The sequence below is a fragment of the Sphingomonas sp. genome (assembly GCF_051962185.1).
Taxonomy (GTDB): domain Bacteria; phylum Pseudomonadota; class Alphaproteobacteria; order Sphingomonadales; family Sphingomonadaceae; genus Sphingomonas.
Window position 1 is genome coordinate 1 of the sequence record NZ_JBQCCN010000030.1, and the last position, 5,929, is coordinate 5,929.

8 protein-coding genes and 1 pseudogene are annotated in these 5,929 nt (G+C 66.4%); 8 read left to right on the forward strand and 1 reads right to left on the reverse strand.

Annotated elements, in window-relative coordinates:
* The 4 genes from ACTHJR_RS02160 to ACTHJR_RS02175 form a co-directional block, all read left to right on the forward strand.
* On the forward strand, window positions 1-1,008 hold a 1,008-nt coding region (locus ACTHJR_RS02160), incomplete at its 5' end, for a translation initiation factor IF-2 (protein WP_440521421.1).
* 117 nt (window positions 1,009-1,125) lie between these two features.
* A complete protein-coding gene (rbfA, locus tag ACTHJR_RS02165) occupies window positions 1,126-1,527 on the forward strand; it encodes a 30S ribosome-binding factor RbfA (RefSeq protein WP_440521422.1) in 402 nt (133 codons plus the stop codon).
* A gap of 2 nt (window positions 1,528-1,529) precedes the next feature.
* Complete coding sequence (locus ACTHJR_RS02170; RefSeq protein ID WP_440521423.1) at window positions 1,530-2,255, forward strand: hypothetical protein; 726 nt, start codon at window positions 1,530-1,532, stop codon at window positions 2,253-2,255.
* Window positions 2,256-2,349: 94 nt separating this feature from the next.
* A complete protein-coding gene (locus tag ACTHJR_RS02175; protein ID WP_440521424.1) occupies window positions 2,350-2,874 on the forward strand; it encodes a hypothetical protein in 525 nt (174 codons plus the stop codon).
* Window positions 2,875-2,884: 10 nt separating this feature from the next.
* Here ACTHJR_RS02175 and ACTHJR_RS02180 read toward each other — a convergent pair whose 3' ends face one another.
* Window positions 2,885-3,748 carry a hypothetical protein gene (locus tag ACTHJR_RS02180; RefSeq protein WP_440521425.1) on the reverse strand — a complete coding sequence of 288 codons (864 nt, stop codon included), beginning with the start codon at window positions 3,746-3,748 and terminating at the stop codon, window positions 2,885-2,887.
* 86 nt (window positions 3,749-3,834) lie between these two features.
* Between ACTHJR_RS02180 and ACTHJR_RS02185 the strand changes: the two genes are divergently transcribed.
* The 4 genes and pseudogenes from ACTHJR_RS02185 to ACTHJR_RS02200 all read left to right on the forward strand — a co-directional run.
* Window positions 3,835-4,422, forward strand: a complete 588-nt coding sequence (locus ACTHJR_RS02185; RefSeq protein WP_440521426.1) for a thymidine kinase — start codon at window positions 3,835-3,837, stop codon at window positions 4,420-4,422.
* A complete protein-coding gene (locus tag ACTHJR_RS02190) occupies window positions 4,419-5,099 on the forward strand; it encodes a site-2 protease family protein (RefSeq protein ID WP_440521427.1) in 681 nt (226 codons plus the stop codon). The genes ACTHJR_RS02185 and ACTHJR_RS02190 overlap by 4 nt, the downstream gene beginning before the upstream one ends.
* A gap of 85 nt (window positions 5,100-5,184) precedes the next feature.
* Complete coding sequence (locus tag ACTHJR_RS02195; RefSeq protein ID WP_440521428.1) at window positions 5,185-5,583, forward strand: DUF6491 family protein; 399 nt, start codon at window positions 5,185-5,187, stop codon at window positions 5,581-5,583.
* A 76-nt stretch (window positions 5,584-5,659) separates the two neighbouring features.
* Window positions 5,660-5,929 (forward strand): annotated as a pseudogene (locus tag ACTHJR_RS02200) (tRNA pseudouridine(55) synthase TruB); the annotation flags it as partial.

The following is a 5,929-nucleotide window of genomic DNA, read 5'->3' on the forward strand; positions in this document are numbered from 1 at the left end:
CTCGAATTGAAGGCCAATCCCGATCGCGACGCCGAAGGCACCGTGATCGAGGCCAAGCTCGACAAGGGCCGCGGTCCGGTCGCGACCGTGCTCGTCACCCGCGGCACGCTCAAGGTCGGCGACGTGTTCGTCGTCGGCGCCCAGAGCGGCAAGGACCGCGCGCTGGTCAACGACAAGGGCATGCAGCTCAAGGAAGCCGGGCCGTCGCTGCCGGTCGAGGTGCTCGGCATCTCGGGCGTGCCGTCCGCGGGCGACCAGCTCCAGGTGGTCGAGAACGAAGCGCGTGCCCGCGAAGTCGCGGCCTATCGTGCCGGCGTCATCCAGGAGAAGCGCACGACCAATGCGCCGGCCAGCCTGGAAAGCATGTTCTCGCAGCTCAAGGCCAATCAGGCGATCGAATATCCCCTGGTGGTCAAGGCCGATACCCAGGGTACGGTCGAGGCGATCGTCGGCGCGATCAACAAGATCTCGACCGACGAGATCAAGGCGCGCGTGCTGCATTCGGGCGTCGGCGGCATCACCGAGAGCGACGTGACGCTGGCGGGTGCCAGCGGCGCGCCGATCATCGGCTTCAATGTCCGCGCCAATGCCAAGGCGCGCGAGATCGCCGAGCGTCAGAAGGTCGCGCTCAAATATTATGACGTGATCTACGATTTGATCGACGAGATCCGCGCCGGCATGGCGGGCGAACTCGGGCCGGAAGCGTTCGAGACCGTGGTCGGCCGCGCCGAAATCCGCGAGGTCTTCTCGGCGGGCAAGCATGGCAAGGCGGCCGGTCTGCTGGTGGTCGAAGGCGTCATCCGCAAGGCGCTCAAGGCGCGCATCACGCGCGACGACGTCATCATCTATACCGGCGAGATCGCTTCGCTGCGCCGCTTCAAGGACGACGTCGCCGAAGTCCGCGCGGGCCTGGAATGCGGTGTGACGTTCACGCAGAACTTCACCGACATCAAGGCCGGAGACTTCCTCGAAACCTTCGAGGTCGAACTGCGCGAGCGGACGCTGTAAGAACAACCGTCATGCCAGCGAAAGCTGGCATCTCGCGCCGCGGGCCGTGCCATATCGGTCGCGCCCGCGGCATGAGACCCCAGCTTTCGCTGGGGTGACGCAGGCGGAGGCCGCGTCATGCGCCACAACGACAACAATCCCGACAAATCCGTCCGCACGCTGCGCGTCGGCGAGCAGGTGCGCCATGTGCTGAGCGAAATCCTGCAGCGCGGCGACGTGCATGACGACACGCTGGCGAGCCATATGGTCTCGATCACCGAAGTGCGGATGTCGCCCGACCTGCGCCACGCGACGGTGTTCGTGAAGCCGCTGCTCGGCAAGGACGAGGAAGCGGTGCTCAAGGCGCTGCGCACCAACACCGCCTACCTGCAGCGCGAGGTCGCGCACCGGGTGAAGATGAAATACGCCGCCCGGCTCAAGTTCCTCGCCGACGAGAGCTTCGACGAAGGCAGCCATATCGACGCGCTGCTGCGCTCGCCCGAGGTGGCGCGCGATCTCGATCGCGACAGCGAGGATTGATGATGCCGTCCCGGCGAGCGGCATCGATCGCCCTCGCCGCCGTTGCTTGCGCGCTCGTCCCGGCCGGGGCGCCGGGAAACGGCAAGACGCCGCAGGTCGGCGCTCTCGATACCGATTGCGGTCACGGCGGCGCCGGCGACGGCGACTATCAGTTCGTCGGTACCTGCGCGGGCCGGGCCGTGTCGCCCGATCGGCGCTTCGCGGTGGTCCAGCGCGCCTATCGCGACAAGCAGCCGCCGATCGAGCTGCAGGACGCTCGCGGTCGAACGCTGGCGACATTGCCCAGCCTCAGCGACGATATGCCGTTCGTATTGTTCTGGGCTCCTGATGCGCGGCGATTCTTCGTCAACCATTATCAAGGCTCGGGACTAGATCGCCTTCGCCTGTTCGAATTGATCGGCCGCAGGGCGATCGAACGTCCCGCACTCATGACGGCGGTCGCCCGGACGATGATCGCGCTCTATCCTTGTCTCGCGCGGCCCGGCAAGGTCGACGCCTCCGGCTGGCGATGGAGCAGGGACGGGCGACGCATCGCGCTGGTCGCCTATGCGCGTCCCGATGCCTGTCTCGTGGACGTCGGCCGCAATCGCACCCGCAGCACCGGTCGATGGCAATCGACCTGGATGATCGCCGATGCAACGACCAAACGCATCGACCGCGCCTCGATTCGCGTCCGAAAAGGCGGCGTCGGGCCGATGCCCAAGGACGGTCCCTACGCAACGTTCTGACCGGGCCGCCAATCTCGACCATAACGGGGACGACTACCGTGGACGCGGCGTGAGCCGCGTGCTTAAACCCACGTCCATGACAGTTCGCCGGCTGATGCCGCTCGCTCCCGTCGTGCTCGCCGCGTGTCATGCGCCGAGCGCGAATGCCCCCGCCGCCGCGCCGGCCGTCACCGCCGATCAGACCGATATCGCGACGGCGGTGGTGCGCGATTATGCCGCGCGCTATTCGAGCCAGGCCTGCGTCGCGCCGCAGACGATCGCGCGCAAGGGGCCCGAGCCGATCCCGCCCACGGTCGCCGGCAAGCCGATCACCTGGACCTATTTGCAGCGCGACGGGCAGGGCAATTACCAATTGGTCGACGCGCAGCTCCAGAGCACGCTCGCCACCGCCTGGGGCGAGGCGCGCGTCCGCGATTATCCAGCGATCACGCTGCCGGCGACGGTACAGCCGGCGAAGCCCGCGACGTGCGCCAAGACCTTGACCCTGTCGTCGCCGATGATCGTCGCCAACATGGCGTTCGTCCGCTGGGACGACGGCACGATGCGGCGCACGATCGCGATCTACAATCACGGCCAAGGCTGGGCGGTCCTTGCCGAGGGACCGGCGAAGATCGGGTGATTGCGGTTCCTCAGCGCGGTGCGAATTGTGCCACCGCGTCGGCGTGGCTTTGCGCGAACCGCTTGCCTAGCGCCTCGGCATAGGCCGGCACCGCGACCAGTCCGCGCGTGACCGCGTCGCGGACCAGCGGCTCCACGGCGGTGCGCGATTCTTCGTCCTCGATCGTCTCAGTCACACGTGCGACGAAGCCCTCGACGACCGCGTCCGCCGGCAGGCGTTTGTTGCGGCCCTCTTCCCCCGGCTGGAGGATCAGCGCGTTGAGTGCGCCCAGCACGTCGATCATCCGCCAGGCGGGAAAGGGATCGGCATCGGCATAATCATGCACGACCACCGGCCATTGCGTACGCCCGGCGAAGCCCGACACGAACGGATGGGCGTCGAAGCAATAGAACCAATAGGGCGTGCCGTCGGCGCCGAGCGGCTCCGGGATGAAGATCACGCCGCGCGCCATCGCCTCGCGAAACATCGCCAGCGCGTCGGCGTAGACATGATGCTGCAATTGCGCATGCAGGCTCGCGAAATAGGCCCCGGGTTCCCGCAGGCACAGCTGCCATTCGATGCTGTCCACGCCTTCGTTCGCCGCGATCTCCTCGATCAAGGCCGCGACCGGCGGATTGAACAGCACGCCCTCGAGGTCCTCGGACGAGAAGATCACCGTGTGGCGACCCGCTTCGCGCGCGGTCGCCAGCATGTCGGCGAGCGGCTGGCCGTTGCCCGCGAGCGTCGCCCAGGCCACCTGATGATGCGCGGGATAGCCGGATTGTTCCTGATAATGGATGCCGCGGGCGCCGAGCACTCGGCTGTTGCGGTTGAGCAAGTGCTGAAGCCAGGTCGACCCGGTCTTGTGCAACCCCATATGGACGATCAGCTTCATGACGATCGCCCTAGGCCAAGATGGTTAACGAGGCGCAAATCTTTGCGCGTTGCCGATGCCTCCGTGCCTGCCTAGGTAACGGAACGATGGCCAAGCTCTATTTCTACTATGCGTCGATGAATGCCGGGAAGTCGACGACGCTGCTCCAGGCGGACTTCAATTATCGCGAGCGCGGCATGACGACGATGCTGTTCACCGCGGCGATCGACGATCGCTTCGCCGCCGACACGATCACCTCGCGGATCGGGCTCGAGGCAGGCGCGATCCCGTTCGAGGGCAAGACCGACATCGCGACGATCGTCGCGGAGCGGCACGCGCATGAGGAGATCGCCTGCGTGCTGGTCGACGAGGCGCAGTTCCTGACCTCGGCGCAAGTCGACCAGCTCGCGCATCTCGCCGATGTGGTTGGGATCCCGGTGCTGGCCTATGGCCTGCGCACCGATTTTCAGGGCCAGTTGTTCCCGGGATCGGCGCGGCTGCTGGCGCTGGCGGATTCGCTGATCGAGCTCAAGGCGGTGTGCGAATGCGGGCGCAAGGCGACGATGAACCTGCGCGTGGATGCCCAGGGCCGCGCGGTGGTCGAGGGCGCGCAGACCGAGATCGGGGGGAACGACCGTTACGTCGCCTTGTGCCGCAAGCATTTCGTCGCGGCGCGCCAGGCGGCCGGCCAGTGAACAGCCCCGTCTACCAGATCGCCGTCTGGCTGATCCCGCTGGTCATCGCGATCGTGTTCCACGAAGTCGCGCACGGTTATGTCGCGCGGATGCTGGGCGACCAGACCGCCGCCGAGCGCGGGCGGCTGACGCTCAACCCGATCCGCCATGTCGATCCGATCGGCACCTTGCTGGTGCCGATGGTGCTGGCGCTGGCGCACGCGCCGATCTTCGGCTGGGCGAAACCGGTGCCGGTGGTGACCGCACGGCTTGACCACCCGCGTCGCGACATGGCGCTGGTCGCGCTGGCTGGGCCCGGGACCAATCTGATTCTCGCAACGATCGCTGCCGCCGCGATCGCGGTGTCGCTCCACTGGAGCGGCGCTGTTCCACAAACGGGCGTCGGCCGTTTCGTATTCGACAATCTCGGCAATTTCCTGCTGATCAACGTCTTCCTGGCGATCTTCAACCTGTTGCCGGTGCCGCCGTTCGACGGCGGGCATGTCGTGGAGGCCGTCCTGCCTCGCCCGCTCGCGGTGCATTATTCCAAGCTCCATCGCTTCGCCTTTCCGGTGATGCTGTTCCTGCTGGTAGTGCTGCCGATGATCGCGCCCGGCGCCAACGTCGTGGCGCGCGTGGTTGGTCCGATCGCGCAAGGCATCGTCGAAACATTGCTCTCGCTGTTCGGGCTGGCGTAGCGCTTCAGGCTCAATTCAGCCGTCACATGCCAGGATCGACCGTGACAATCGTTCGTTTTATCCTGGTTCTGGAAAGGCAACGCCGATGAAGACCATCCTGACGATCGCGATGCTGGCCGCCGCAACGCTGGTCGGCACGGCAGTTCCCGCCGCGGCCAAGGACCAGACCTGGCCGGCCGACAAGCTCGGCAAGGAAACCAGCATTCCGTTCATCGGCACGATCGGGCTGTATAATTTCGAAGCCGACGGCGACCGCGGCGTGTGGCTGCAGGACCAGCAGCGCCGCTGGTATTATGCGACCGTCGTCGGCCCCTGCACCGACCTGCCCTTCGCCACGCGGATCGGCGTCGATACGCGGTTCGGCGGCAACCAGCTCGACCGCACCGGCACCTTGCTGGTCGATCGCCAGCATTGCCCGATCAACAGTCTGGTCGCGAGCAACGGCCCGCCGCCCAAGGCGAAGAAGGTCAAAAAGAAGGGCTGACGTAGCTGTGATCTAGCCCCTCCCCTGAAGGGGAGGGGCTTGTAATATGGGGCCAACCCTGCGCTAGGGCGCGCGAATGCATGGCTGGATCATCCTCGACAAACCGCTCGGTCTCGGCTCGACCCAGGCGGTGAGCGCGGTCAAGCGCGCGCTGCGCCAGGGCGGCTATGGCAAGGGCAAGGTCGGGCATGGCGGAACGCTCGATCCGCTGGCGACGGGCGTACTGCCGGTGGCGATCGGCGAAGCGACCAAGCTCGCCGGGCGGATGCTCGACAGCGACAAGATCTATGAATTCAACATCGGCTTCGGCACGCAGACCAGCACGCTCGATGCCGAAGGCGAGGTG

Bases quoted from the DNA above. Each gene is read 5' to 3' on its own strand.
- ACTHJR_RS02175 (WP_440521424.1), top strand. From the start codon at position 2,350: ATGCCGCTCGCTCCCGTCGTGCTCGCCGCGTGTCATGCGCCGAGCGCG.
- rbfA (WP_440521422.1), top strand. From the start codon at position 1,126: ATGCGCCACAACGACAACAATCCCGACAAATCCGTCCGCACGCTGCGC.
- ACTHJR_RS02180 (WP_440521425.1), bottom strand. From the start codon at position 3,748: ATGAAGCTGATCGTCCATATGGGGTTGCACAAGACCGGGTCGACCTGG.
- ACTHJR_RS02195 (WP_440521428.1), top strand. From the start codon at position 5,185: ATGAAGACCATCCTGACGATCGCGATGCTGGCCGCCGCAACGCTGGTC.
- ACTHJR_RS02185 (WP_440521426.1), top strand. From the start codon at position 3,835: ATGGCCAAGCTCTATTTCTACTATGCGTCGATGAATGCCGGGAAGTCG.
- ACTHJR_RS02170 (WP_440521423.1), top strand. From the start codon at position 1,530: ATGCCGTCCCGGCGAGCGGCATCGATCGCCCTCGCCGCCGTTGCTTGC.